At 72.1% G+C, this 26,083-nt stretch carries 22 protein-coding genes; 20 read left to right on the top strand and 2 right to left on the bottom strand.

Translation table 11 applies throughout. From position 1 onward, the window contains the following. The first annotated feature begins 70 nt into the window (after positions 1–70). Both argG and AB0M80_RS39875 read left to right on the top strand, forming a co-directional pair. On the top strand, positions 71–1,519 hold the full coding sequence (gene argG / locus AB0M80_RS39870) for an argininosuccinate synthase (RefSeq protein WP_364575304.1): 1,449 nt from the start codon (positions 71–73) through the stop codon (positions 1,517–1,519). A 268-nt stretch (positions 1,520–1,787) separates the two neighbouring features. After that, a complete protein-coding gene (locus AB0M80_RS39875; RefSeq protein WP_364575305.1) occupies positions 1,788–4,553 on the top strand; it encodes a BTAD domain-containing putative transcriptional regulator in 2,766 nt (921 codons plus the stop codon). A gap of 243 nt (positions 4,554–4,796) precedes the next feature. Here the strand turns inward: AB0M80_RS39875 and AB0M80_RS39880 are convergent, their stop codons facing one another. Further along, positions 4,797–5,306, bottom strand: coding sequence for a hypothetical protein (locus AB0M80_RS39880; protein WP_364575306.1), 510 nt, complete (start codon positions 5,304–5,306; stop codon positions 4,797–4,799). 347 nt (positions 5,307–5,653) lie between these two features. On the opposite strand from AB0M80_RS39880, the gene AB0M80_RS39885 reads away from it, so the two are divergent. The 4 genes from AB0M80_RS39885 (at position 5,654) to AB0M80_RS39900 (ending at position 9,410) form a co-directional block, all read left to right on the top strand. Beyond that, entirely contained in the window at positions 5,654–6,232 is a 579-nt protein-coding gene (locus tag AB0M80_RS39885; RefSeq protein ID WP_364575307.1) for a papain-like cysteine protease family protein, read from the top strand. Next, entirely contained in the window at positions 6,229–6,996 is a 768-nt protein-coding gene (locus AB0M80_RS39890) for a hypothetical protein (RefSeq protein WP_364575309.1), read from the top strand. The genes AB0M80_RS39885 and AB0M80_RS39890 overlap by 4 nt, the downstream gene beginning before the upstream one ends. A gap of 48 nt (positions 6,997–7,044) precedes the next feature. Beyond that, a complete protein-coding gene (locus AB0M80_RS39895) occupies positions 7,045–8,103 on the top strand; it encodes an Lrp/AsnC family transcriptional regulator (protein WP_364575311.1) in 1,059 nt (352 codons plus the stop codon). 62 nt (positions 8,104–8,165) lie between these two features. Beyond that, entirely contained in the window at positions 8,166–9,410 is a 1,245-nt protein-coding gene (locus AB0M80_RS39900; RefSeq protein ID WP_364575313.1) for an FAD-binding protein, read from the top strand. 23 nt (positions 9,411–9,433) lie between these two features. Here the strand turns inward: AB0M80_RS39900 and AB0M80_RS39905 are convergent, their stop codons facing one another. Continuing rightward, positions 9,434–10,432 (bottom strand): LacI family DNA-binding transcriptional regulator, encoded by a 999-nt coding sequence (locus AB0M80_RS39905; RefSeq protein ID WP_364575315.1) that lies wholly within the window; start codon positions 10,430–10,432, stop codon positions 9,434–9,436. Between the two features lie 297 nt (positions 10,433–10,729). On the opposite strand from AB0M80_RS39905, the gene AB0M80_RS39910 reads away from it, so the two are divergent. From AB0M80_RS39910 to AB0M80_RS39975, 14 genes are all read left to right on the top strand, one after another. Then, entirely contained in the window at positions 10,730–11,935 is a 1,206-nt protein-coding gene (locus tag AB0M80_RS39910; protein ID WP_364575317.1) for a Gfo/Idh/MocA family oxidoreductase, read from the top strand. Between the two features lie 262 nt (positions 11,936–12,197). After that, complete coding sequence (locus tag AB0M80_RS39915) at positions 12,198–13,436, top strand: extracellular solute-binding protein (protein WP_364575319.1); 1,239 nt, start codon at positions 12,198–12,200, stop codon at positions 13,434–13,436. A gap of 3 nt (positions 13,437–13,439) precedes the next feature. After that, the gene (locus AB0M80_RS39920; protein WP_364575321.1) at positions 13,440–14,426 is read left to right on the top strand and encodes a sugar ABC transporter permease; all 987 of its coding nucleotides are present in this window, start codon (positions 13,440–13,442) and stop codon (positions 14,424–14,426) included. Continuing rightward, the gene (locus tag AB0M80_RS39925) at positions 14,423–15,268 is read left to right on the top strand and encodes a carbohydrate ABC transporter permease (RefSeq protein WP_364575323.1); all 846 of its coding nucleotides are present in this window, start codon (positions 14,423–14,425) and stop codon (positions 15,266–15,268) included. Before AB0M80_RS39920 ends, AB0M80_RS39925 begins: the two co-directional genes overlap by 4 nt. Positions 15,269–15,272: 4 nt before the next feature. After that, a complete protein-coding gene (locus AB0M80_RS39930) occupies positions 15,273–15,926 on the top strand; it encodes a DUF624 domain-containing protein (RefSeq protein ID WP_364575325.1) in 654 nt (217 codons plus the stop codon). After that, on the top strand, positions 15,923–17,053 hold the full coding sequence (locus tag AB0M80_RS39935) for a Gfo/Idh/MocA family oxidoreductase (RefSeq protein ID WP_364575327.1): 1,131 nt from the start codon (positions 15,923–15,925) through the stop codon (positions 17,051–17,053). Before AB0M80_RS39930 ends, AB0M80_RS39935 begins: the two co-directional genes overlap by 4 nt. 23 nt (positions 17,054–17,076) lie before the next feature. Further along, positions 17,077–18,309, top strand: a complete 1,233-nt coding sequence (locus AB0M80_RS39940) for a Gfo/Idh/MocA family oxidoreductase (protein WP_364575329.1) — start codon at positions 17,077–17,079, stop codon at positions 18,307–18,309. After that, on the top strand, positions 18,306–19,247 hold the full coding sequence (locus AB0M80_RS39945) for a PmoA family protein (RefSeq protein WP_364575331.1): 942 nt from the start codon (positions 18,306–18,308) through the stop codon (positions 19,245–19,247). Before AB0M80_RS39940 ends, AB0M80_RS39945 begins: the two co-directional genes overlap by 4 nt. 103 nt (positions 19,248–19,350) lie before the next feature. After that, entirely contained in the window at positions 19,351–20,646 is a 1,296-nt protein-coding gene (locus AB0M80_RS39950; protein WP_364575333.1) for a pectate lyase, read from the top strand. A 210-nt stretch (positions 20,647–20,856) separates the two neighbouring features. Then, positions 20,857–21,627: a pectate lyase gene (locus tag AB0M80_RS39955; protein ID WP_364575352.1), complete on the top strand. Its 771-nt coding sequence runs from the start codon at positions 20,857–20,859 to the stop codon at positions 21,625–21,627. A gap of 65 nt (positions 21,628–21,692) precedes the next feature. Then, on the top strand, positions 21,693–22,715 hold the full coding sequence (locus AB0M80_RS39960; RefSeq protein WP_364575335.1) for a pectinesterase family protein: 1,023 nt from the start codon (positions 21,693–21,695) through the stop codon (positions 22,713–22,715). Between the two features lie 134 nt (positions 22,716–22,849). After that, positions 22,850–23,836: an arabinan endo-1,5-alpha-L-arabinosidase gene (locus tag AB0M80_RS39965; RefSeq protein WP_364575336.1), complete on the top strand. Its 987-nt coding sequence runs from the start codon at positions 22,850–22,852 to the stop codon at positions 23,834–23,836. 27 nt (positions 23,837–23,863) lie between these two features. Then, complete coding sequence (locus AB0M80_RS39970; protein WP_364575338.1) at positions 23,864–25,795, top strand: GDSL-type esterase/lipase family protein; 1,932 nt, start codon at positions 23,864–23,866, stop codon at positions 25,793–25,795. A 16-nt stretch (positions 25,796–25,811) separates the two neighbouring features. After that, a partial coding sequence (locus AB0M80_RS39975; RefSeq protein ID WP_364575340.1) for a beta-galactosidase occupies positions 25,812–26,083 on the top strand: 272 nt, incomplete at its 3' end.

Raw genomic sequence — 26,083 nt, forward strand, 5'->3', positions numbered from 1 at the left:
TCAACCGGGTTTCCGTGAGCACGGGCACCCCGGATTGCACGACGATGCATAGCCGTGCATAATCATTCGCATGTCCAAGGTGCTCACTTCCCTGCCCGTCGGCGAGCGTGTCGGTATCGCCTTCTCCGGTGGCCTCGACACTTCCGTAGCGGTCGCGTGGATGCGCGACAAAGGCGCGGTCCCCTGCACCTACACCGCCGACATCGGCCAGTACGACGAGCCCGACATCGCGTCGGTGCCCGGCCGGGCCGCGGCGTACGGTGCCGAGGTCGCGCGGCTGGTCGACTGCCGGGAAGCGCTGGTGGAGGAGGGGCTCGCCGCGCTGACGTGCGGTGCCTTCCACATCCGCTCCGGCGGCCGCAGCTACTTCAACACCACCCCGCTGGGCCGCGCGGTCACCGGCACGCTGCTGGTGCGCGCGATGCTCGAAGACGACGTCCAGATCTGGGGCGACGGCTCCACCTTCAAGGGCAACGACATCGAGCGGTTCTACCGCTACGGCCTGCTGGCCAACCCCTCCCTGCGGATCTACAAGCCGTGGCTCGACGCCGACTTCGTCACCGAGCTCGGCGGCCGCAAGGAGATGTCGGAGTGGCTGCTGGCGCACGACCTGCCGTACCGGGACAGCACCGAGAAGGCCTATTCCACCGACGCGAACATCTGGGGCGCGACCCACGAGGCCAAGTCCCTGGAGCACCTCGACACCGGCATCGAGATCGTCAAGCCGATCATGGGCGTGCGGTTCTGGGACCCCGAGGTCGAGATCGCCCCCGAGGACGTCACGATCGGCTTCGAGCAGGGTCGCCCGGTGACGATCAACGGCAAGGAGTTCGCCACCGCCGTCGACCTCGTCCTGGAGGCCAACGCCGTCGGCGGGCGGCACGGGCTGGGCATGTCCGACCAGATCGAGAACCGGATCATCGAGGCCAAGAGCCGCGGCATCTACGAGGCGCCGGGCATGGCGCTGCTGCACGCCGCCTACGAGCGGCTGGTCAACGCGATCCACAACGAGGACACCCTCGCCAGCTACCACAACCACGGGCGCCAGCTCGGCCGCCTGATGTACGAAGGCCGCTGGCTCGACCCCCAGGCCATGATGCTGCGCGAGTCGCTGCAGCGCTGGGTCGGCACCGCCGTCACCGGCGAGGTCACCCTGCGGCTGCGCCGCGGCGAGGACTACTCCCTTTTGGACACCTCGGGCCCGGCGTTCAGCTACCACCCGGACAAGCTCTCGATGGAGCGCACCCAGGACTCGGCGTTCGGCCCGGTGGACCGGATCGGCCAGCTCACCATGCGCAACCTCGACATCGCGGACTCGCGCGCGAAGCTGGAGCAGTACGCGAGCCTCGGGATGGTCGGCGGCAACTCCCACCCGAAGCTGATCGGCGCCGCCCAGGCGGCCTCGACCGGCCTGATCGGTGCGATGCCCGAAGGGGGCGCCGAGGCGATCGCCTCGCGCGGCAAGGCGGGCAACGACGAACTGCTCGACAGCGCCGCCATGGAGTTCGGCACGGACTGATCGCCCGCGAAGGCCGTCATGGGGATGTCCCCGTGGCGGCCTTCGCCTCGTTCTCCCCCGGCCCATCCGCTGCTCGGCGAACGAAACTCCGCTCGCCTCGCCGCGGCCGAGCGCCTCGCCGACCCCGGCAAACGAGTGACATCAGGCGTCTGACTGTCTCGGATGTGCGCGATTTCCCCACGGGCCGCACCGTCGTCCGGTTACAGTCCGGCTGCTGGGTTCCGCCTGGGGGCGGCTGCGGGAACGGGGGCACGCGATGGGGCCTGAAGTGCGGTTTCACCTGCTCGGACCGCTGACCGTGACGGTCGGCGGGCGGGCGCTGCCCCTCGGCGGGGCGAAGCAGCGGGTCCTGCTCGCCCACCTGCTGCTCAACGCGAACCGGATGGTCTCGCCCGGGCAGCTGATCGACACCCTCTGGCCGGACGACCCCCCGACGTCCGCCACCGCCAACTTGCAGACCTACGTGTGGCGCCTGCGCCGGCTGCTGCCCGAAGGCGCCGTCCTGCGCACCCACGGCCCGGGTTACTCGCTGGTCGTCGACCCTGGCGACGTCGACGCCCACCGGTTCGGCCGGCTCGTCGGCGAGGCCGCCCGCGCGGCCAAGGACGGCTCGCCCGAGACGGCGCTGGGGCTGCTGGCCGAGGCCGAAGCGCTGTGGCGCGGCGACCCGCTGGAGGACCTGCCCACCGCGCCCGCCTGGGACGCCGAGCTCGGCCGGCTCGTCGAGAACCGGCTGGCCGCCGTCGAGGAGCGGCTGGCGCTGCAGGTGCGGCTGGGCCGGCACGACCCCGCGATCGCCGAGCTCACCGTGCTGCTGGCCGAACACCCCTACCGCGAACGGCTCTGGCAGCAGTACCTGCTCGCGCTCGCCGGCGCCGGCCGCCGGGCCGAGGCGCTCCAGGCCTACACGACCGCGCGGGAGCGGCTGGTCACCGAACTCGGCGTCGAACCGGGACCGGAACTGCGGGCCCTGCAGGCCGCGATCCTGGCCGGCGGGCCGCTGCCCGGCCCGGCTCGGGCGGCCGTCCCGTCGCCGCTGCGGCAGCTCCCGGCCGACCTGCCCGACTTCACCGGCCGCGAGGACTACGTCCGCGAGCTCGAAACGGCGCTCGGCGCGGGGCCGGCGCCGGTCGTGCTGACCGGCGCACCCGGCACCGGCAAAACGGCGCTCGCCATGCACGTCGCCCACCGCCTCGCCGGCCGCTTCCCGGACGGCCAGCTCTACGTCGACCTCGCGGGCACGGGCGCGCCGCGCGACCCGGCCGAGGTGCTCGCCGACTTCCTGCACGCACTGGGCGTCACCGGCAACACCGTCCCCGCCGGGCTCGGCCAGCGGGCCGCGTTGTTCCGCTCGCGCCTGGCCGGGCGCCGGATGCTGCTGGTGTTCGACGACACCGCGACCGCCGCGCAGGTCCGCCCGCTGCTGCCCGCCGACGCCGGGTGCGCCGTGCTGGTCACGACCCGCGGGCGGCTGCCGGAGCTGGCGGGCGCGAAGCACGTCGAACTGACCGTGTTCGGCGAACGGGAGGCTGCGCAGCTGCTGTCCGAGCTGGCGGGGGCGGACCGGGTCGTCGGCGAACCGGCCGAAGCCGCGGCGATCGTGCGGTGCTGCGGGTACCTGCCGCTGGCGATCCGCATCGCCGGCGCGCGGCTGGCCGGGCGGCAGGCGTGGAGCTTGCGCACGCTGCACGACCGGCTGGCCGACGAGTCGAGCCGGCTGAGCGAGCTGCGCGTCGGGGATCTCGGTGTCCGGCCGAGCTTCGAGCTCAGCCTGCGTCAGCTGCCGCCGTCCGCGCGGACGGCGTTCTGCCGGTCGGCGGTGCTGGGCGCGCAGGACTTCCCGAGCTGGGTGGTCGACGCGCTGCTGGACCGCGACGGCACCCACGACGTGCTCGACGTGCTCGTCGACGCCAACCTGGTTTCGCTGGTGGGCCGGGATTCCAACGGGCACCCGCGGTACCGGCTGCACGACCTGCTGCGGTGTTACGCGACGGAACTGCTCGCGGAGGAACCCCTTCCGACGCGGCGGGCGACGCTCGTCCGGGTGCTGTCGGTGCTGCTGGCGCTGGCGAAGGCCGCGGCGGCCGGCCTGCCGCCCGCGTTCGGCGCGATGACCGGGTCCGCACTGGGCACCGTTCCCGTGCCGGGGCGGCTGACGGCCGAGCCGCTCGGCTGGTTCACCGCGGAACGCAAGCTGCTGGCCGCGGCGGTCCAGCTGGCGGCCGACGCGGGTCTCGACGAGCTGGCCTGGCAGCTGACCGCGGCGGCGGTGCCGTTCTACGACCTGCGCGGCGCGTACGACGACTGGCGGCGCAGCCACCTGACGGCGCTGGCCGCGGCCGAGGCCGCGGGCAACCGGACGGGGGCGGCGGTCCTGCACCGCGGTCTCGGCCAGGTCCGCCTGTACCACGACGAATACGCGGCGGCGGCGCGCGACATGGAGCGTTCGGCGGAGCTGTTCGCCGAACTGGGCGACGTCCGCGGCGAGGCACTGGCGGTGGCGGGCCTCGGCACGGTGGCCCGCGTCCGCGACCGTCCCCGCGACGCGCTCGCCTGCTACCAGCGTGCCCTGGCCGGGTTGGAGCGGGCGGACGACCGCAGCGGCGTCGCCCAGATGCGCAATTCGATCGGCTCGACGTACGCGCTGCTGGGCGAGTTCGCCGAGGCGGACGCCTGGCTGCGGCGCGCCCGCGACCTGGCCCGCGAGATCGAGGACCCGCACCGCGAGGCGAAGGTCCTGACGGAACTGGGCACCCTGCACCGCGACACGGGAAGGTTGCCGGAGTCACTGACGTGCCTGCGGCTGGCGTTGAGCATTCTCGAGGAGCTCGACGACGAGAGGTGCAGCGCGTATGCCCTCCTGGGCATCGGCCAGACCCTGCTGGCGGCGGGCGAACCGGTGCAGGCGCGCGGGGTGTGCGACCGGGCGCTGCGGGTGTTCCGCGAGACGGGCAACCACCAGGGCGAGACCACGGGACTGGCGCTCCTGGAGCAGGCCCAGCGCCGCCGAACTCCGTCGGCGGCGCGCACCTGAGGCTGCTGGACCGGCTCGCGATCTTGCTTCGCCCACCCCGCCGGGCCGCCCGGGTCGGTTCGCCGGTCCGGCCGTGCGAGCTGACCCACCTCGCCGCCTCGTCCGCACGCCCCGGCACCCGGCCCGCGACCGAGATCGGGGTGCCTGAACGCGAAACTCGCGTGCTTGAACACGCATCTCGCGTGATTGGGGGACGACACGGTGGGGCCGCCGGAGCGGAGCGCCGGTGGCCCCACCGCGCGGTCAGTTGCTGTTGCCCGGCTTCCAGCCGAGGTAGTTGGCGAAGTAGCCCTGCCGCGCGTGGCCGATCGCGCCGTTGACGCTGGTCGCCCAGACTCCGCCGCTGCCGTCGGCGATGCCGACGTGGCCGTAGGCCGAGATGTTCCAGAACACGAACGCGCCGCGCGGCGGGGTGCCCGTCGTGTGGCGGGCGCCGTCGGAGGAGCGCCAGTGGTCGATCGCGCTCGCGTGGTGCGTCACGCGGTCCCACGCCAGGCGCACCGCCTTCTCGCAGTAGCCCTGGTAGGCGGTGCTGCCGTTGCGGCTGGAGAACCAGGCGATCGCCTGGTTCGCGGTCCGCGCCGCGGCCAGGTCCGCGGCCGAGTCGGTGATCACCGCACCCGGGTCGGCGATGTCGGCGGCGGTCACCTCCGAGTACACCTCCGGCGCCGGGGCGGTGGCGGCCGAAGCGACGGTCGCGCCGCCGAAGAACAGGGCGGCCGCGAGTGCGGCCGCCTGGCAGATGGTTCGCATGGTGTCTCCCTCAGTAGGCCGGGCAGGCGTCCCGGCGTCGACGGGGAGAACCCTGCGCGCGGCCGCTACACCGGCACTACACCGCCGCTCTCGCGGGAGTGCTGACGCGGGTGAGCCCGCGCTCGCGAAAAACTGTCACCCCGAACCCGGCAATGACAAAAACCGCCCGCCGGAATCCGCCCGGCGGCCCCGGGCCGATGCCGGAATCCGGCTCCTGCGCCTGCCGGAATCCGCCGGAATCGGTTCCCGTCGACGCAATCCTCCCTTGGTAGGTACCGGATCCCCGTGCCGGGCGCGGAGTATTCCCTGCCACCACGTCGAATCGTCACCGGCTGGAGGAGCACTTCGTGAAAACCACTTCAAGAGTCCTCCGTGGACTCGTCGCGCTCTCGGCCGCGGTCGTCGCGCTGCAGGTACCGTCCGCCGCGGCCGCGGCGCGGACCGACCTCGGCATCACCATGCAGGCCCAGCAGAAGGACCAGTGGTGCTGGGACGCCAGCGGCAACACGATCGCCGACTACTGGGGATACACCCTCACCCAGACCCGGTTCTGCCAGATCGCGCACAACGAGTCCGGCAGCAGCTGCGCCAACAACCAGGGCTACCTGTCCGACCAGCAGCGCGTGTTCCGCTACCTCGGCTTCACGAACGTCGGAACGTACAACTCCAACGGCCGGACGCTTTCCTTCACCGGCGTCAAAACCCAGATCGACGCGGGAAAGCCGATCGGCACCCGCATCGGCTGGCGCTCCGGTGGCGGTCACATGCACGTGCTCTACGGCTACGACGATTCCAGCGGCGCCACCCGGGTCGAATACGGCGACCCGTGGCCGAACAACAGCCGCTACAACTCGATGAACTACGACACCTACCGCTCGAACAACCAGTTCCAGTGGACCCACACGCTGTCCGGGATCGAGGGATGAGCATGCTGCGGAAAGCGATGGGCGTGGCCGTGCTGGCCGGCGCCGCGATGCTCACCACGGGCGGTGCGGAGGCGTCGGCGGCGAGCGGACCCACCGGCACCCCGACCGCCGCCGACAGCGCCGCGATCGGGCAGGTCACGAGCGGTCCGGCGACACTCGGCCGCCTCGCGAAGACGAAGTTCCCCGGCGCCCGGGCGGCCGCGGCCGCGCAGCAGGCGGCCGACCCGCACACGCAGGTCCCCGTCTACGAGCCGACGGCGGCCTTCGTCGCCGGGAAGTCGGACGTCCCGGCCGCACTGGCCTACGTCGCGGTCCCGGCGCGGACCGGCGACGGCGCCGCCGCGACCGTGTGGGCGGAGCGCCAGGGCCCGGCCTGGACCGTCGTCAACGTCGCGTCCGGTGACTTCGAGCGGCGGTACGCCCAGGCCGCGGCCGGCGGCTACCTCCTGCACGAGCCGCAGGTCAACGCCTGGTACGCGGTGCACGGCGACGCCGTCACCGTCGTGGACGGCTCGGTCACCGGCCTCGCCGCGGGCACGGAACTGTCCCTGGCGGATTACCGCGCCGCCCTGCACGAGCGGTACGCGGACAAGCTGCCGGGCTCGGCCTACGACCGTGACGGCGCGGGCGGCGGCTACGGCGGCCGGGAGCGCGCCGTTCCCGCCGCCGAACCCGGTGACGTGCCCGCGCTGCCCTTCGTCATCGGCGGTGTCCTCGTGCTGGTGGCCGGCGCGGCCGCGGTGCCGCGGCTGCGGCGGCGGTAGGACGACGAGGGGCCGCCGGTGGACCCGGCGGCCCCTCGGCAGCCGATCATGACCAGGCCACCATCGGCCATACCCGTTTCCCCCGGTGCGCAGCCGGACGCGGCGCGCCCGGGACCGAGCGCGTCCGACCTCGCGCTGGTGGAGGCCCTGCAGCGCGACCCGCGGGCGCCGTGGACGCGCATCGCCGCCGCCGTGGGCACCGACGCGACGACGGCGGCCCGCCGCTGGGAGCGGCTGCAGGCCGCCGGGCTGGCCTGGCTCACCGCCTACTCCACGCCGCCGACGACCACGGTCGGCTACGTAGACCTGGCCTGCCGCCCGGATGCGCTGAGCGGCCTGACCCAGGAACTGTGCAGCTGGCCGCCGGTGTTCAGCGTCGAGCGCACGACCAGCCGGTTCGCCCTGTTCCTCGGTCTGGCCGCGCGCGACCTCGACGCGCTGGACGCGCTGGTCACCGGCCGCATCGGCACCCTGCCCGGGGTGCGGGAGGTCCGCTTCGCCGTCGCGACCCGCGTCTACCGGGAAGGCAGCGGGTGGCTGGTGGACGCGCTGGCCCCGGAGCAGCGGGCGGTGCTGGACGACACCGCGGTGCAGGCCCGGCTGGTCGTGCCGCAGCAGTGGAACGACCGCGGCCTGCGCGCGCTGGTGGAGTCCCTCGGGGAGGACGGGCGGCGCAGTTACGCGGTCCTGGCCCGGGACTGCGGGATGAGCGAGTCGGCGGTGCGGCGCACGCTGGCGCGGATGCTGCGCAACCACGAACTGGACTTCCGGTGCGACCTCGCGCACGTCCCGGCGGGCTGGCCGGTGATCGCGGGCTACCGCCTCGAGGTCGAGGCGCCGGCGCTCGATCGCGCCGGCGCGGCGATCGCGCAGCTGCCGGAGACGCGGCTCTCGGCGGCGGTGGTGGGCGAAGGCAATCTCGTGGTGTCGGCGTGGCTGCGGGTGCCGGGCGATTGTCCGGCCTACGAGGCCCGGCTGGCCGAAGCTGCTCCCGGCGCGCGCGTCCTCGACCGCGCGATCACGCTGCGGATGCCGAAGCGGATGGGCCGGCTGCTCAGCCCGCACGGCCTCGCCGGCCCCCACCAGGCGATCATCCCGGCGCGCTGAGCGCCGCCGCGGCTCACGTAGGGTCGGGAGCGGGGATCTCGTACGGCGGAAGGACATGGCGGGTGCGCGAGTCGAACTGGGCCGGGAACCACACCTACGGCGCGGACGCGGTGGTCACCCCGCGCACGGTCGACGAGGTGCGGGCCGCCGTCGCCGCCGCGTCCCGGGTCAAGGCACTCGGCAGCCGGCACTGCTTCAACGACATCGCGGACTCCCCGGGCGGGGTCCTGCTGGACCTGCGCGCCCTCGACGTGCCGGTCGAGATCGGCGACGGCACCGTGACCGTCGGCGGGTCGGCCCGCTACGGCGACTTCGCGCAGCAGCTGCACGCCGCGGGCTTCGCGCTGCCGAACCTCGCGTCACTGCCGCACATCACGGTGGCCGGCAGCGTCGCGACCGGCACCCACGGCTCCGGGCGGCGCCAGCCGGGGCTCGCCGCGGCCGTCTCGGCGGTGGAACTGGTCACCGCGGACGGCGAGCTGCGGACGTTCACCCGCGACGACCCCGCGTTCCCCGGAGTCGTCGTCGGCCTAGGCGCGCTCGGCGTCGTCACCCGGCTGACCCTCGACGTGGTGCCCGCGTTCGACGTCCGGCAGGACGTTTTCGACGGCCTGCCGTGGGAGGCCGCCTACCGGCACTTCGACGAGATCGAAGACGCGGGCTACAGCGTCAGCCTGTTCACGAACTGGGCGAACGACGCGATCGACCTGGTGTGGGTCAAGAGCCGCGTCGACGCCTTCACCGAGCGGCCGGAGCTCTTCGGCGCGGTCCCCGCCGACGGGCCCCGGCACCCGGCGCACGCGGCCGGCATCCCCGCGGACAACTGCACGCCGCAACAGGGGATCCCGGGCCCGTGGCACGAGCGGCTCCCGCACTTCGCGCTGGCCTTCACCCCGAGCGTCGGGGACGAGCTGCAGACGGAGTACTTCGTGCCCTACAGCGCTGCCGCCGCCGCGGTGCGAGCGGTGCGCGAGATCTGGCACCTCGTCGCGCCGCTGCTGCTGGTCTCGGAAATCCGCGCGATCGCGGGCGACGACCTGTGGCTGAGCCCGTGCCACGGCGGCGACCGGGTGGCCCTGCACTTCACGTGGCAGCCGCGGCAGCCGGAGGTCGAAAAGCTGCTGCCGGTGCTGGAGGAGCGCCTGGCCCCGTTCGGGGCGCGCCCGCACTGGGGCAAGCTCTTCCACGGCGGCGGCCTCGACGCGGGGTACCCGCGGCTGGCCGACTTCCGGGCGCTGGCGAAGACCCTCGACCCGCAGGGCAAGTTCCGGAACCCGTTCCTGGACCGCCACGTCTTCGGCGGCTGACCGGCGGCGACGCCGGGAACGACTCAGGCACGGCGCCGGGCGAGCGCCGGCGGGGCCGTGGTGGCGCGGACGATGAGGTGGGTGTCCAGCACCTGCGTCGTGTGCTCGTCGGCCTCGCCGTCGAGCAGGCCCAGCAGGATCGTCACCGCCGCGCGGCCCGCCGCCTCCGTCGGCATCGCGATGGTCGTCAGCGGGGGCGCCGAGATCGCGGCGAACACCAGGTCGTCGAAGCCCACCAGGCTGACCTCGTCCGGCACCGGCACGCCGCGGGCGTTCAGCCGCGCCAGCGCGCCGAAGGCGACGAGGTCGTTGTAGGCGACGATCGCCGTCACGTCCGCCGCCAGCGCCAGGTCCGCGCCCTGCAGGCCGCCCTCGAACACCGGCGGGAACGGGCCGAACTCGACGACTTCCGTGCCGTGCCGGTCCGCAGTCTCGGCCAGGCCTTGTCTACGGGCCCGGTTCGCCCACGACGCCCGTGGCCCGCCGAGGTAGGCGCAGCGGCGGTGGCCCAGCGCGGCCAGGTGCTCGATCACCTGCCGCATCCCGTCCGCGGCGTCCATCACGATCGACGGGATCCCCGGCACCTCCCGGTTGAGCAGCACCAGGGTCGTCTGCCCGGCGAGCACGCGCAGCTGGTCGTCGGTCATGCTCGGGCTGCACAGCACGACGCCGTCGACCTGCTTGGCCATCCGGCGGACGAGGTTCTGCTCGGTCGCCGGGTCCTCGTCGCTGTTGGCGAACAGCACCGCGATGTCGTCCTGCCGCGCGCGGGCCTGGACGCCGTTGAGCACGCCGGTGAAGAACGGGTTGCCCAGGTCCGAGACCACGATCCCGATGTGCCCGGTGCGGACCGCGGGCCCCGGCTGCGGCGCGCCGGCCGCGTGGTAGCCCAGCTCGTGCGCCGCGGCCAGCACCCGGGTGCGGGTCTGCTGCCGGACCAGGTCCGGGGACGTGAAGGCCCGCGACACGGTCGAGATGGACACGTTGGCCCGGCGGGCGACGTCGTGAATGGTCACGCTCACGGCAACTCCTCGGCAGGCTCCGAGCAACATCATGGAAACGCCTGAGAGCGTTGTCAACAAATCCTGCAAACCGCGGTCATCGCTTGCAGCGCGAACAGGTCTATTCCAGTAAGCGCTATCTCGAAAGTCCGGCCGCCGTTCGGAGTACCGGCGGTTCGACGGATTCGACGCCGGTGTCCCGTGTATTGACACGTTTGTCGCGGACGCCCTACGGTGGCGACCGGAAGTTTCTCCCGAACTCCTGACCCATTCGTCAGTTCCGCGCGGCCCGCACCGGGTCCCGCCGATCGGAGATCCATGTCGGGGAGCCGGAGCCGCACCGTGGCGGACCCGCCGAGGCTGGCGGTCGTCGGCACGTCCGGCTACGCGTTCAGCTACCTGCACCGCGCGCGGATCCTGCACGACGAGGGCCTGGTCCGCTTCGCCGGCATGGCCGACATCCGGCCGCCGTCCGCGGCCGCCAGCGCGCTGCTGCCACCGGGCGCCACCGCGCACGCCGGCGTCGACGACCTGCTGCGCCGTTGCCGCCCCGACATCACCGTGGTCGCGACGCCGCCGCACGCGCACGTGCAGGTGGGCGGCGCGGTGCTGCGGGCGGGCAGCGACCTGCTGCTGGAGACCCCGCCGGTGCTCGACCTCGACGGCTTCACCACGCTGTCCCGGCTGGCCGCGGAGACCGGAGCGGCGTGCCAGACCGGGTTCCAGAGCTTCGGCTCGCCGGTCCTGCCCGTCCTGGGGGCGGCGATCGCCGCCGGGAAGCTCGGGGACGTGGTCGGCGTCGGCGCGGCCGGGGCGTGGATCCGCACCGACGCCTACTACCGGCGCAACCCGTGGGCCGGGCGCCGGTGGCTCGACGGCGAGGCCGTCGTCGACGGCGTCCTGACCAACCCGTTCTCGCACGCGGTGGCCACCGCCCTGCTCGTCGGCGGGGTCGCCGGGCGTGACCCGGCGGAAATCGTCCTCGAGCTCTACGGCACGCGCGACATCGAAGCCGACGACACCGCGTGCCTGCGCATCCGGTTCGGCGACGGGCCCGAGATCGTCGTCGCCGCCTCGCTGTGCGCCGAGCAGGACCACGAGCCCTACGTCGTGGTGCACGGCGAGCGGGGGCGCGCGAAGTTCTGGTACAAGAGCCACCGCCTCGAGTTCGACGACGAGCGGGTCCACCTCGGCGAACCGGCCGACCTGCTGCGCAACCTGATCGCCCACCACCTCGACCCGGCGGGCGTGCCGCTGCTCGCGCCGTTGTCCGGGACCCGGGCGTTCGCTTCGGTGGTCGAAGCGGTGCGGGACGCGCCGTCGCCGTCGCGGATCCCGGCGGGCTGGATCCGCACCGTCGGCGAAGGGGCGAGCCGGCACCCGGTCGTGCGGGGGATCGGCGAAGAGGTCGCCGTCGCCGCGGACCGGCTGGCGCTGTTCTCCGAGATCGGCGTCCCGTGGGCGAGTGCTTCGCGACGGCCGGGAGGCGGCCCGAAAGCGGAGACCGCCGAACGCACCGGATAACGCCCCGGTGCTCATCGCGCTGACGGCCCGGTTGCCGACCCGGTTCCGGTAAGCGCTTTCTCATCCTGCCCGCTGAACGCCGAAAAGCTTGCTGCACAAGGGCTACAGTTCCGAATTGGCCGTTGACACCGGCGTGGCGCACTGCCTACCGTGAGCGCGCTGACAGCGTTTTCAGAAAAGTGCTGACCGGCTGAGGACGGAGAGCTCGATGGGTCGGAGAACTGAGCGTAGGACCAAGGGGCGGAGAATCGCCGCGCTGGCCGTGGTGGTTCCGCTGCTGCTGACGGGGGTGGCCGCCTGCGGCACGGACTCCGGCGGCGGCGGCGACGTGACCATCAACTTCGTCTGGTGGGGCAGCGAGGGGCGGGCGAACCTGACGAAGAAGGCCGTCGAGCTGTTCCAGCAGAAGAACCCCACGATCAAGGTGCAGACGTCGTTCTCGGCGTACGCGGCCTACTGGGAGAAGCTGGCGACGCAGACGGCCGGGGGCAAGCCGCCGGACGTGCTCAACGTCGACAGCCGCTACCTGGCCGAATACGGCGGCCGCAACGTCCTGGCCGATCTGAACTCCGGCGCGGGGAAGGCGATCTCACTCGCCGACATCAACCCCGAGCTGGCGGCCACCGGGGTGTACCAGGGCAAGCGGTACGCCGTGCCGTGGGCGCAGAACACCCCGGCGATGATCTACGACCCCGCGGCCTTCACGGCGGCGGGCGCGGACCCGGCCAAGGGCATGACCTGGGACCAGTACGCCGAGACGGCCCAGAAGGTCAGCGCGGCGGGCTCGGCACGCGGGGTGACCGACTTCGGCATCCTCGACACGCCCCTGGAGATCTGGCTGCGCCAGCAGGGCAAGCAGTTCTACACCCCGGAGGGCAAGCTCGGCTTCGCCGCCGACGACCTGCGCCGCTACTGGCAGCTGGCGAGCAAGTTCCGCGACACCAAGGGCGCCTCGCCGGCGGACGTCACCGCCTCCTACAACACCTCGCCCGAGCAGTCCCCGCTCGGCAAGAAGCTGACCAGCTCGGAATTCGCCTACGACAACCTGCTGCCCGCGTACCAGAAGGCGAACGGCAAGCCGCTGAACGTGGCGCCGTACCCGAGCGCGGCGAACGGCGACACCGGGCAGTACCGGCGGCCGTCGATGTTCCTGGCGGTCTCGGCGCGCAGCCAGCAGCAGGAGGCGGCGGCGAAGCTCGTCGACTTCCTGGTCAACGACCCCGAGGTCGGCAAGATCGTCGGCACCGACCGCGGCCTCGCCCCGAACCTGAAGGTCCGCGCGCAGCTGGCGGCCGGCGCGACCGGCAACGACAAGACCCTCTACGACTACGAAGCCGCGCTCGAACCGAAGCTCGGGGCCGCACCGCCGGTGCCGCCGAAGGGTGCCGGTGCGATCCAGAAGCTCCTGCAGCGCACGTACGAAGAAGTCGCGTTCGGCCGGATGAGCATCGACGACGCGGTCAACCGGTTCATGACCGAAGCCCAGAAGGGACTGTCCTAGCCGATGACGACCCTGCGCACGCCGGACCCGCCGGTCGCGCCCCCGGCGTCGGCCGCGCGGGGCCGGCGCCGGGACTCCCCGGCCGGGCGCCGCCGGAAGAGCCAGCCGGAGGCGTTCGCCTTCCTCACCCCCTGGCTGCTCGGCGCGGTGGCGCTGACCGTCGGCCCGATGGTGGTCTCGCTGTACCTGTCGTTCACCGACTACGACATGTTCACGGCGCCGAAGTGGGTCGGCTTCGGCAACTTCACGCACATGTTCACCGACGACGACCGCTACCTGCAGTCGGTGAAGGTCACGCTGATCTACGTGCTGGTCTCGGTGCCGCTGAAGCTCACGGTGTCGCTGCTGGTGGCGATGCTGCTCAACACCCGCCGCGGCGCCAACGGCTTCTACCGGGCGGCGTTCTACGCGCCGTCGCTGCTCGGCGCGAGCGTCGCGGCGGCGCTGGTGTGGCGGGCGCTGTTCATGGGCGGCGGCCCGGTCAACGAGGTACTGGCCTTCTTCGGCTGGCACACCCCGAGCTGGGTCGACGACCCGCAGTTCAGCCTCGCCTCGATCGTGCTGCTGGGGGTGTGGCAGTTCGGCGCGCCGATGGTGATCTTCCTGGCCGGGCTCAAGCAGATCCCGGCGGAGCTGCACGAAGCGGCGGCGATCGACGGCGCGGGCGCGTTCCGCCGGTTCCGGCACATCACACTGCCCATGCTGTCGCCGGTGATCTTCTTCAACCTGGTGATGGAGGCGATCCACGCCTTCCAGGCGTTCACCCCGGCGTTCGTCATCGGCGGCGGCCGCGGCGGGCCGGCCGACGCGGACCTGTTCTACACGCTGTACCTGTTCGAGGTCGGCTTCCAGGACTTCCGGATGGGCTACGCGTCCGCGATGGCGTGGGTGCTGCTGGTGGTCATCGCGATCGTGACGGCGATCGTGTTCCGGACCGCGAAGCTCTGGGTGTTCTACGACGACGTGGAAAGCACAGGGGAGAACAAATGACCGTATTGCCGCGCACGGCGCGGTCGTTCGGCTGGCACGTGCTGTGCCTGGTCATCGTCGCCGTGGTGCTCTACCCGCTGGTGTGGCTGGCGTTCGCGTCGGTCAAGCCGCCGGACGAGATCCTCTCGCGGCTGGCGCTGCTGCCGACCCGGTTCGTCTTCGACGGCTACACGAAGGGCTGGGAGGGAGCGGCGGGCGTCGGGTTCGGCCGGTTCTTCCTCAACTCCTTCCTGGTGGCCGGGCTGTCGGTGGCGGCGAACGTGCTGTCGTGCTCGCTGGCCGCGTTCGCCTTCGCCCGGCTGAAGTTCCGGTTCCGGGGCGCACTGTTCGCGTTCATGATCACGACGCTGATGCTGCCCTACCACGTCACGCTCATCCCGCAGTACGTGATCTTCCAGCAGGCCGGCCTGGTCAACACGTTCGTCCCGCTGATCCTGCCGAAGCTGCTGGCCACCGAGGCGTTCTTCGTCTTCCTGATCGTCCAGTTCATGCGGGGGATCCCGCGGGAGCTCGACGAAGCGGCGATCATCGACGGCTGCTCGGTCTACCGCACGTTCTGGCACGTCGTGCTGCCGCTGTCGAAACCGGCGCTGGTCACGACGTCGATCTTCACGTTCATCTGGACCTGGAACGACTTCTTCACGCAGATGGTGTACCTGAACGACACGGAGAAGTTCACCGTGCCGCTCGGCCTGCGGCTGTTCGTGGACACCAGCAGCGAGTCGAACTTCGGCGCGATGTTCGCGATGTCCGCGCTCGCGCTCGTCCCGATCGTGCTGTTCTTCCTCGCCTTCCAGCGCCTGCTGGTCGAAGGCGTCAGCACCAGCGGCCTGAAGGGGTGAGGTGATGCGGACCCGAAGGCGAACCGAGTGGCGAACCGGGCTCGGTGACTTCTCGGACTGCCTGCTGGCGGGGTTGCTCGTCGCGCTCGCGTCGGTGCCCGTGGTGACGGCGGCCCCGGCGTTCACGGCGGGCTGCCGGGTGCTGGACCGGACCCGGCGCGACCTCGGGAGTCCACTGTGGACGACGTTCTGGGCGGACTTCCGCGAGGCCGCGCGGGGCGGTGTGCCGTTCGGGCTCGGGTGCCTCGCCGCGGTGGTGGCGTTCGCGGTGGACCTGGAAGTGGTGGCTTCGATGCCGGGTGCCGGCGTGCTGCGGCCGGCGTTGTGGGTGCTGGCGGTGGCGGGCGTGGTCGTGGCGGTGCGGACTTGCGAGGTGGTGGCGACGGGCGGCTCGGCTCGCCGCGAAGCCGGGGTGGCGGCCGGCGGTCGTGCCTGGCCCCGTGCGGCCGGAGCGGCGGGTGACACACCCGGCGGCCCGGTCTGGCGCCGGGCATTCGTGACCGCGGCGCGGGAAACCGCCGCATCGCCGGGGAACGGGGTGTTTCTGGCCGCCGCCGTCGGTCTCGCTGGCCTGCTCGTGTGGATGCTGCCGATCCTGGTGCTCGTGGTGGCCGGGCCCCTCTCCCTGGCCGCGGTGGCGACCGGCGGCCACCGATGATTCCTGCGGTGGTCGTCTTCGGCACGGCCGGCTACGCGGGCCAGCACCTGCGCCGCGCCCGCGCGCTGCACGACCGCGGCGAGATCGTCCTCGCCGGGGCGTGCGACATCCGCGAGCCACCGGAGGAGGCCCGCGTGCTGCTGCCCGCGGCCGCAGTCGTCACCCGGGACGCGGCGGAGCTGCTGGCCCGCACCACCCCGGACATCGCCGTGGTGGCGACCCCGCCCCACACCCACCTGCCCCTGGCGCGGCTCGCGCTCGCCGCGGGCTGCCACCTGCTCGTCGAAAAGCCGCCGGTGCTGGACCTCGCGGCGTTCGACGAACTGGACCGGCTCGCGCGGGACCGCGGCCGCGCCTGCCAGACCGGGTTCCAGAGCTTCGGCTCGGCCGCGGTCCCGGTGGTGCGGGCGGCGGTCGAAAACGGCGAGATCGGCACGGTCACCGGCATCGCCGCCGCCGGGGCGTGGATCCGGCGGGACCGGTACTTCGCGCGCGCCGAGTGGGCGGGCCGCCGCCGCGTCGGCGGGCAGCCGGTGGTGGACGGGGCGCTGACCAACCCGTTTGCCCACGCCGTCGCGACCGCCCTGCTGGTCAACGGCACTGCCGGGGTCCTGCCGGAGCGGACCGCCGTCGAGCTGTACCGGGCCCGGGACATCGAGTCGGACGACACGGCCTGTGCGCGGCTGAGCTTCGCCGGGGCGCCGGACGTCGTCGTCGCGGCCACGCTGGACGCCGAGGCCGACCACGAACCGTACGTGCTGGTCCACGGCTCGGCGGGCCGGATCCGCTGGCACTACAAGACCGATCTCGTCATCGTGGGCGACACCCGGGTGCCGGTTGCCCCGCCCCGGGACCTGCTGGCCAACCTCGTGGCCCACGTCCGCGGCGGCGAGCCGCTGCTGGCCCCGCTGGCCGCGACCCGCGCGTTCACCGCGCTGGTGGAGGCGGTCCGCGACGCGCCCGAACCGCTGCCGCTGCCGGCCGAATGGGTCCACGCCGTCGGCAGCGGCCCCGACCGGCACTTCGTCGTGCCGGGCGTCGACCGCGACGTCGACACCGCGGCCGAGCGGCTCGCGCTCTTCTCCGAACTCGCCCTGCCCTGGACCGGCGCCGGTACGCGCGCCTGAACGAGCCTGAAAGAGATGAGGTGATGGTGGTGCGTCGTCACGCGATCGTCGGCCTGGGCTCACGGGCCCAGCTGTTCGCCCGGGCACTGGCCGCGTCGCCGCGGGCGGAGCTCGCGGCCTTCTGCGACCACAACGAGACCCGCATGCGGGTCCACAACGACTGGCTCGGCACGTCCGTGCCGGCCTACCGGCCGGCGGACTTCGCCGCCATGCTGGCGAAGGAACGCATCGACGTGGTCGTCGTGTGCACTCCGGACCACACGCACGCCGAGTACGTCGTCGCCGCGCTCGAGGCCGGCTGCGACGTCGTCACGGAAAAGCCCATGACGACCGACGTCGAGGGCGCGCGGCGGATCCTGGCGGCCCGGCGCGAAACGGGCCGCTCGGTGCGGGTCGCCTTCAACTACCGGTACAACCCGGTGCACCGCCGGGTGCGGGAGCTGCTGGCCGCCGGCACGATCGGCGAGATCGGCTCGGTCGAGTTCAGCTGGCTGCTCGACACCGCGCACGGCGCCGACTACTTCCGCCGCTGGCACCGGGACAAGGCCAACTCCGGCGGCCTGCTCGTGCACAAGTCCGGGCACCACTTCGACCTCGTCAACTGGTGGCTCGGCCGCGGGCCCGAGACGGTGTTCGCGCTGGGACGGCTGTTCTTCTACGGCGACGAAAACGGCCACCGGCACCGCAGCGCCGGCGACCGGTTCGCGCTGGACCTCGAAGCCTCACCCAAGCTGCGCGCGCTCTACCGCGACGCGGAGCGGGAAGACGGGTACGTCCGGAACCAGGACGTGTTCGCGCCCGGCGTCACCATCGAAGACGACCTGTCGGTGCTCGTGCGCCACCACGGCGGGGCGGTGCTGAACTACCACCTGCACGCGTATTCGCCGCGGGAGGGCTACCGCGTCGCGTTCTCCGGCAGCGAAGGTCGGCTGGAGCTGGACGTCCGGGAGAACGAGTACGCGTCCGGCGCCGAGCCGGTGCCGAAGCGGGCGCGGGCCCGGCTGACCGTGCAACGGCACTGGGAGCCGCCGGAAGCCGTGTTCGACGGGCTCCTCGGCGACGGGCACGGCGGCGGGGACGAGCGGATGCTCGCCGAGCTGCTCGACGACGCCGAACCGGACCCGCTCGGCTGCGCCGCCGACCACGACGCCGGCCTGCAGGCCCTGCTCACCGGGCTGGCCGCGAACCGGTCACTGGCCACCGGCCGGCCCGTGTCCGTCGGGGAACTGCTGGAGGAGATCGGGGAGCCGGCGTGAGCCTGGTGGCGGTGGGGGACGGGACGCTCGAGGTGGGCGAGGAGGACGACGGCCGGGTGCGGGTGCGCCTCGGTGACGTCGTCCTGGCCGAGTACGTCGTCGAGCCGCCGACGCCGGCCGGGGACTCGCCGAAGCCGTACCTGCACCCGCTGCGCACCACCGCGGGGGAGACGGTGACCGCGGTCCGCCCGCACGACCACACCTGGCACAACGGCCTGCAGTTCACCATGGCCCACCTGTCCGGCGAGAACTTCTGGGGTGGCCGCACCTACGTGCGCGGCCGCGGCTACACCCCGCTCGACAACAACGGCACCGTCGGCCACGTCCGCTGGGAGAGCATCGACGGCGCCGGCGGGCACTGCGAACTGCGGCACGAGCTGGCCTGGCGCACCGCGGCCGGCCGGCGCTGGCTCACCGAGCACCGCACGCTGCGCTTCGGCGACGTCTCGCCGGGTGGCGGGCACTGGACGCTCACCTGGTCCAGCCGGCTGCGCAACACCAGCGGCCACGAGCTGCGCTGGGGGAGCCCGGTGACCGAAGGGCGGGACACCGCCGGCTACGGCGGGCTGTTCTGGCGCGGGCCACGCTCGTTCGTCGGCGGCACGGTCCGGACCTCGGACGGGAAGTCCGCGGCCGACGCGATGGGGCACCGCGCGCCGTGGCTCGCCTTCACCGGGCAGCACGACGAGAGCCTGCGGACCTCGACGCTGCTGTTCGCCGACAGCCCGGCGAACGCGGCCCACCCGACGGCCTGGTACGTCCGCGCCGAGCCGTTCCCCGTGGTCAGCTTCGCCGCGACCTACCACCGGCCGTGGCTGCTCGAACCGGGTGAGGAGCTGACCCTGACCCACCACGTCGTCGTCATCGACGGCGCCCCGGACGCCGCCGGGCTCGCCCGGCACGCGGCGCGGGTGCTCACGAGACAGGACACCGACTAGAGGAGCCGACATGCGCTGGAAGGCTTACGCGGGGTGCTTCGCCCTGCTCGGTCTACTGTGCCGATCATTGCTGATCCGACCACAGTCACGGCCGAATGGCTTCGTGGCAACGGTTGCGTGCCGCGCGATGGTCGGCCTACTTTTGGCCGGATCAGCAACGCTCACCGCAGCACCCGCCCAGGCGCACGGCCGCGACCCCGGCCGGGTCGTGCTGGGCGCGCACGACGGCTGGGCCGCGGCGACCACCGGGACCACCGGCGGGGCGGCCGCCGCTCCTGGTGACGTCCGCACGGTGACCAAGCGCTCCGAACTCGCGGCCGCGCTGGCCGCGCACCCGGGCGCGCCGAAGATCGTCTACGTCCGCGGCACGATCGAGGGCAACGTGGATGCCGCGGACCGCCCGGTGAGCTGCGAGGGTTTCGCCGACCCGGCCTACAGCCTCCCGGCGTACCTGGCGGCGTACGACCCCGTGACGTGGGGCAGGGTGCCGCCGTCAGGTCCGCTGGAAGAGGCGCGCGAGCGGTCGCAGGCCAACCAGGCGAAGCAGGTCGTGCTCGACGTCGGCTCGAACACGACGATCGTCGGGCTCGGCGGGCACGCCACCCTGCACGGGCTGACCCTGCGCGTCACCGGCGACAACGTGATCCTGCGCAACCTGAGCTTCTCCGACGCCCACGACTGCTTCCCGCAGTGGGACCCCCTCGACACCGCCGACGGCAACTGGAACTCCGAATACGACAACCTCGACCTGGTCGGGGCGACGCACGTCTGGGTCGACCACAACGAGTTCAGCGACGGCGGGAACGACCAGCAGCCGTCGTACTTCGGCCGCAAGTACGAGGTCCACGACGGGCTGCTGGACATCGTGAACGGTTCGGACCTGGTCACGGTGTCCTACAACCGGTTGCTCGACCACGACAAGACCATGCTGATCGGCAACACCGACAAGCCCACCTACGACGTCGGCAAGCTGCGGGTCACCCTGCACCACAACCTGTTCTCCGAAATCGGGCAGCGCGCGCCGCGGGTGCGGTACGGCCAGGTGCACGTCTACGACAACCTCTACGTGGTGGAAGATCCGGCCGCCTACACGTACTCGCTGGGCGTCGGGGTGGAGTCCCGCATCTACGCGGAGAACAACTTCTTCCGCATCCCGGCGGGGCTCCCCTTGGGTCAGCTGGTGCACTACTGGAAGGGAACGGTGCTGCACGCGACCGGGACGCTGGTGGCCCAGGGCAACCAGTGGCCGCGTCCGGTCGACCTGCTGGCCGAGTACAACGCGGCCAACGACCCGGATCTCGGCGCGGACGTCGGCTGGACGCCGTCCTTCGTCGAACGCCTCGACCCCACCTGGCAGGTCCCGGCGCGGGTGCTGGCCGGTGCCGGCCCCGGCCGCTGAAACCTTCGACAGTTTCGGCGTTTTCAGAAAACCCCCGCCGTCAGCGACCATCCGGGCGACATGCGTGCCGCTGCGGCGAACGACATTGACACGGCCTGCCCGCAACCCGAAACTCGGTGGCGAGAAAGCGCTTTCACAACCCGGTCGGACGTTTTCCATCAGCGCCGATTGAAGCTCAAGACCAGGGAGTGACGAATGATTCCCCCAGCAATGTCCCGGATCATCCGGGTGGCGGCGGTCGCCGCGCTCGTCGTTTCGGCGGCCATCGGCACCGGCGCCACCGCGTCGGCTGCCGCCTGGCCGAACCCCAGCACCAGCGTGCCGGTGGGCGCGACGATCAAGGTCACCAGCGGCACCTACGACGGCGGGCTCAAGCGGTTCTACGGCACCGGCGACCTCGGCAGCGGCGGCCAGGACGAGGGCCAGAGCCCACTCTTCCAGCTGGCCAACGGCACCACGCTGAAGAACGTCGTCCTGGGCAGCCCCGCCGCCGACGGCGTGCACTGCCTCGGCACCTGCACGCTGCTCAACGTCTGGTGGGAGGACGTCGGCGAAGACGCCGCGACCTTCAAGGGCACCTCCGCCTCCCAGACGATGACCATCGACGGCGGCGGCGCGCGCAAGGCGTCGGACAAGGTCTTCCAGCACAACGGCCCCGGCACGATGTACATCCGGAACTTCCAGGTCAACGACTTCGGCAAGCTGTACCGCTCCTGCGGCAACTGCGGCACGCAGTACAAGCGCAACGTCGTCGTGGACAACGTCACCGCCACGGTGCCCGGCAAGGCGCTGGTCGGCATCAACACCAACTACGGCGACACCGCCAAGCTGACGCGGATCACCATCGTCGGCGACTCCAGCCGCAAGCTCGAGCCCTGCACGAAGTACAAGGGCGTGACCAGCGGCGAGCCGACGAAGATCGGCAGCGGCCCGGACTCGACGAACTGCCTCTACACCGCGGCCAACATCACCTACAAGTAACCGACCCGCGCCGGGGGTGGCGGCCGCCGTCCGGTACCCCCGGCGCGTTCCACCGTGGAGGCGTCATGCTCAAGACCCTGCTCGTCGCGTCGGTGCTCGCCGGGGCGTCGCTCGCCGCCCCGCCGGCTTCGGGCGCGGTGGCGAACGTCGTCGTGGCCAAGGACGGATCCGGGAACTACACCACCGTGCAGGCCGGGATCAACGCGGTTGCGGCGGGCGGCACGATCTCGATCAAACCCGGGACCTACCGCGAAGTCGTCACCGTGCCCGCGAGCAAGACCGGGATCACGATGCGCGGCACCACCGGCAACGCCGCCGACGTGGTGATCGACTACAACAACGCCAGCGGCACGAAGAAACCCGACGGCTCGACCTACGGCACCACGGGCAGCGCCACCGCGACGATCGCCGCGAACGGCTTCACCGCGACCGCGCTGACCTTCCGCAACTCCTTCGACCGCAAGGCCCACCCGGAGATCACCGACACCCAGGCGGTGGCGGTCAAGACGACCGGCGACCGGATGGTCTTCGACAACGTCACCTTCCTCGGGCACCAGGACACCCTGTACGCCGACACCGCGGCCGTCGGCACGATCGGCCGCCAGTACTACCGCAACTGCGCCATCAGCGGTGACGTCGACTTCCTCTTCGGCCGCGCCACCGCGGTGTTCGACCGGGCGACGATCACCTTGCTCGACCGCGGTTCCAGCAGCAACAACGGCTACCTGACCGCGGCCAGCACCCGGCGGTCGAACCCGTACGGCTTCCTGATCGTCGGCAGCAAGGTGCTCAGCTCGGCCGCCAACGCGAGCTTCCACCTGGGCCGCCCGTGGCACCCGGGCGGGGACGTCGACGCCATCGCCCAGGTCCTGATCCGCGAGACGTCGCTCCCGGCGGCGATCAAGCCGGCGCCGTGGACCGACATGTCGGGCTTCTCGTGGAAGGACGCGCGGTTCTTCGAGTACCGCAACACCGGCCCGGGTGCGGGCACCGGCACCGACCGGCCGCAGTTGCCGGCTTCCCAGGCCGCGAACTACACCGCACAGCGGTACCTCGCGGGCAGCGACGGGTGGAACCCCGTGCACTGACGACGCCGTCGAGGGCCGGGGCGGGAAACCTCCGTCCGGCCCTTGACGCCCGCGGCGGGACCGCCGACCATTTGACCGTCAGCATCTGTTAGCGCTAACAGCGTCCAGGATCAGTGCCGAACCGAGGACATCCCATGAGCCTGCGCCGTCTCCCGGCCCTCATCGCCGTCGCCGCCGCCCTGCTGAGCGCCCCCGCCGCGCAGGCCGCGACCTACCCGGACCCCGGTTACGTGACCGGGGACATCGAGGCGGTGCACGACCCGTCGATGATCCGCGCGGCCGACGGCAGCTACCTGCTGTACTCCACCGACCAGTACCTGCAGATCCGCCGGTCGACCGACCGGATCCACTTCACGAAGATCGGATCCGTCTGGCCGAACGGCGCGCCGTGGACCGCGCCCTTCACCGACCCGGCCAAGCCGGAATACCTGTGGGCGCCGGACATCTCGTTCCACAACGGCAAGTACTACCTGTACTACGCCGCTTCGTCGCTGGGCTCGCGCAACTCGGCGATCTTCCTCGCCACCAGCACGACCGGGCTGCCGGGCAGCTGGACGAACCAGGGCATCGTCGTGCAGACGAGCACGAGCAACGACTACAACGCGATCGACCCGAACCTGTTCGTCGACTCCGCGGGCCGCTGGTGGCTGAGCTTCGGCTCGTGGTGGACCGGCATCAAGATGATCCGGCTCGACCCGGCGACCGGCAAGCGCAGCACCAGCGACACCGCGCTGCGCAGCATCGCCCAGCGCACGGGCAGCACCTCCGCCGAGGAAGCGCCCTTCATCATCCAGCACGGCGGCTACTACTACCTGTTCGTCTCGTGGGACCTGTGCTGCCAGGGCACCAAGAGCACCTACCGCGTGATGGTCGGCCGCTCGACGTCGATCACCGGCCCGTACACCGATCGCAATGGCGTCCGGATGACCGCCGGCGGCGGCACGCAGATCCTGGCGAGCCACGGCGCGGTCCACGGCCCCGGCCACGTCGCCGTGCTGCACGACTCCGACGCCGACGTGCTCGTCTACCACTACTACTACTCGGACGCGACGCCGCTGACGGGCAAGCTCGGCATCAACCTCATCGGCTACGACAGCGCCGGCTGGCCGTACGTGTACTGATCCCTCCGCCGGAACGGAGTTCCCGCCATGCCCCGATTACGTGCGCTCTTCGCGACGATCGGCGTCGCGCTCGCGGTGTCCGTCACCGCCTCAGTCGCCCCGGCCACCGCGGCCGCGGCCACGGACGTGCCGGTCACCGACCCCAACCTCGGCTACGTCGGCCGGTGGACCACCGAATCCGCCGGGGCCGTCCCGCACTGGGCCGGCGCCTACCTGACCACCGGGTTCACCGGGACCACGGTGAAGGTGAAGGCTCGCAACGCGGTGAACTTCTACGCGAGCATCGACAACGGCCCCGACGTGTTCTACGCGGGGGTGAAGGGCGTTGTTTCGTTGACGCCGGCGGCATTGCCCGGCGGGACCCACTCCCTGCGGTTGTCCTACCGCTCGGGCGACACCATTTTCCAGGGGCTTGTCCTCGACTCCGGGGCGAAGACGGCCGCGCCGGCGCTCCCGTCGAAGCTCGTCGAATTCGTCGGCGACTCCATCACCTACGGCGCGCTGACGAGCAAGCTCGCGCTGTCCGCGTACGGCTGGCAGGTGGGGGAGAAGCTGGGCGTGCGGCACACGCAGATCGCCCGCTCCGGGTACTGCCTGGTCGCCGCCTCCGGGTGCGTCGGGCAGGCCACGCAGTTCTTCAAGACCGACAGCACCGGTGACGCGGCCTGGAACTTCGCGCGCTACCAGGCCGGTGCCGTCGTGATCAACCTCGGCACGAACGACGCGGGCCACGGCGTCAGCGGGCCCGACTTCCAAGCGGCGTACACGAAGCTGCTGCGGGACATCCGGGCCAAGTACCCGAACGCGACGCTGTTCGCGTTCGAGACGCTGAAGAAGCGCTATGTCACCGAGACGAAGAACGCGGTCGCCGCGCTGGGCGACGCGAAGGTCCGGTTCATCACCACCGAAGGGTGGCTGACGACCGGCACCGACTACGCGGACGGGGACGGCCACCCGAACGACGCCGGGCACGCCAAGATCGCGGCCCGGCTGGCGCCGATCCTCGCCCCCGCGCTGAGCTCGGCGACCCTGGCCGCCGCGGCGGGCAACGGCCTGCCGACCGACACCAACATCAGGTACTTCGGGCGCTGGGACACCGCTTCGCCGAGCGCGTACGTCTCCGAATGGGCCGGCGCGTACGTGGTCACCGGGTTCACCGGCACCACGGTGAAGCTGAAGCAACGCGGCACCGTGGACCTGTTCGCGAGCATCGACGGCGGCGCGTTCGTGCCCTACAAGAACGTGAGCGGCACGGTGAACCTGACCCCGCGGCCCCTCAGCCCGGGCAACCACGTGCTGCGCGTGTCCTACCGCCCGGTCGCGGGTTCCTACCACGGTGACGCGGTCTTCGGCGGCGTCACCCTGGACGCCGGCGCGACGACGTTCGCCGCGGCGGTCCCGGCCAAGCTGATCGAGTTCGTCGGTGACTCGATCACGGTCGGCCAGCTGTCGTCCGCCCAGGCGCTGACCGCGTACGGCTGGCTCGTCGGCGAGCGGCTCGGCCAGGCGCACACGCAGATCGCGGTCGGCGGCGCCTGCCTGTACCCCTCGGCCGACGGCTGCCTCGGCATGCGGGACCGGTTCCTCAAGACCGGCCTCGACGCGTCCACTCCGGACTGGAACTTCGCGCGCTACCAGGCCACCACCGTCGTCGTGAACCTCGGCACCAACGACGCCGGGCACCACGTCACCGGCGCCCAGTTCCAAGCCGCGTACGTGACGCTGCTCCAGCGCATCCGCGCCAAGTACCCGAACGCCACGATCCTCGCCCTGGAGACCTTCCGGAAGCGCTTCGTCACCGAGACGCGCAACGCGGTCGCCGCGCTGGGCGACGCGAGGATCCGGTTCGTGAACACCGAAGGGTGGATCACCGAGGCGACCGACACCGTGGACAACGTGCACCCCAACGACGCCGGGCACCGCAAGATCGCGGACCGGCTCGCCCCGCTCATCGGCTGACCCGGAGGTCGTGACCATGCTCCACCCCGGCAGGACCCGGCGCCGGTTGCCGGCCTTCGTCCTGGCCCTGCTCGTCGCGGCCGGGCTGTGCGCGGCACCCGCGTCCGCCGTCGCGCAGGCGCCCGCGCAGCACCGGATCGGCTTCGACAAGTACTCGCTGATGCTGGACGGCCGCCGTCAGGTCGTCTGGTCGGGCGAGTTCCACCCGTTCCGGCTGCCGAGCCCGGACCTGTGGCGGGACGTGCTGCAGAAGATGAAGGCCACCGGCTACACGGCGGTCTCGATCTA

This window comes from Amycolatopsis sp. NPDC051045 (assembly GCF_040682955.1).
Lineage (GTDB): Bacteria > Actinomycetota > Actinomycetes > Mycobacteriales > Pseudonocardiaceae > Amycolatopsis.